At 70.4% G+C, this 1,607-nt stretch carries 1 protein-coding gene; it reads left to right on the top strand.

The features are described from left to right. Positions 1-1,607 (top strand): acyltransferase domain-containing protein (locus tag ACFYP5_RS38635; RefSeq protein ID WP_389044735.1); only part of this gene is annotated, 1,607 nt, incomplete at both ends.

The raw sequence follows: 1,607 nt of genomic DNA, 5'->3' as shown, positions 1-1,607 counted from the left end.
CTGACCGAGGCCCGGGAGTGGCCGCGGTCGGGACGTCCCCGCCGCGCCGGCATCTCCTCCTTCGGCGTCTCGGGTACGAACGCCCACGTCATCGTGGAGCAGGCGCCCGATGACGAGTCCGCCGAACAGGCTCCGGCCGAACACGGAGGGGTACTGCCGTGGCTCGTGTCCGGCGCCACCCCCGGCGGGGTACGTGCCCAGGCCGGCCGGCTCGCCGCCTTCGTCGAGAGCGGTGACCAGCCGGACACGGTCTCCACCGCGTACTCCCTGGCCGCCACCCGTGCCCAGCTCGGGCACCGGGCCGTGGTGCTCGCCGACGGCCGGGAGGAAGCGCTGGAGGGGCTGCTCGCCCTGTCCCGCGGTGAGTCGGCCCCGGGCGTGATCGAGGACGCCGCCGTCACCGGGCGCCTGGCGATGCTGTTCACGGGGCAGGGCAGTCAGCGGGCGGGGATGGGTCGTGAGCTGTACGAGGCGTTCCCCGTGTTCGCGGAGGCCTTCGACGCGGTGTGTGCGGAGGCGGACGCCAGGCTGGGCCGCTCGCTGCGCGACGTCGTCTTCGCCGGGAGCGACGCGGAGCCGGGCCTGCTGGACCGTACGGAGTTCGCTCAGCCTGCGTTGTTCGCGGTCGAGGTGGCGTTGTTCCGGTTGTTGGAGTGGTTCGGTGTTCGGCCTGATTTTGTGGCGGGGCATTCGGTGGGGGAGTTGGCTGCGGCTCATGTCGCGGGTGTGTGGTCGTTGTCGGATGCGGTGGCGTTGGTGGTGGCCCGTGGGCGGTTGATGGGTGGTTTGCCGTCGGGTGGGGTGATGTTCGCTGTTGAGGCTTCGGAGTCGGAGGTGGTGGAGGTTGTCGGGGGGCGGTCGGGGGTTGATGTTGCGGCTGTGAACGGGCCTGTGGCGGTGGTGCTTTCGGGTTCGGTGGATGTGGTGGAGGGGGTGGCGGGTGAGTTGGTGGGGCGTGGTCGCCGGGTCAAGCGGTTGACGGTGAGTCATGCGTTTCATTCGTTCTTGATGGACCCGGTGTTGGAGGAGTTCCGGCGGGTTGCTGAGGGGTTGGTGTTTTGTGCGCCGTCGGTTCCGGTGGTGTCCGATCTGACGGGTGAGCCGGCGGGTGCGGAGTTGTTGTCGGCGGATTACTGGGTTCGGCATATTCGGGAGGCTGTGCGTTTCGGTGACGGGGTGCGGCAGTTGGCGGGTTCGGGTGTCGCCACGTTCCTGGAGGTGGGTCCGGGCGGTGTCCTGACCGCCATGGCTCAGGACAACGTCACCGATGACCTGGGCAACTTGGCCTTTGTGCCCGCGCTGCGTGAGAAGGGGGCCGAGGAGCGGGCCGTGCTGTCCGCCCTCGCCCGGCTGCACGCGCGCGGTGTACACGTGGACTGGGACGTGCTGTTCACCGGTTCGGGGGCGCGGCGGGTGGAGCTGCCCACGTACGCCTTCCAGCGCGAGCGCTACTGGCTGGAGTCCGGCACCGGGGCGGGCGACGCGGACGGCCTGGGCCTGCGGGCCGGTGGGCACCCGCTGCTCGGTGCTGTGACGACGTTGCCGGGTTCGGGTGGTGTGCTGGCGACGGGGCGGTTGAGTCTGTCGTCGTGCGGGTGGCTGGGTGG

The organism is Streptomyces sp. NPDC005262, from assembly GCF_042872425.1.
In the GTDB taxonomy this organism is placed as follows: Bacteria; Actinomycetota; Actinomycetes; order Streptomycetales; family Streptomycetaceae; genus Streptomyces.
Note: the sequence above shows the minus strand (reverse complement) of the source record. Positions and strands in the feature narration are given on the sequence as shown.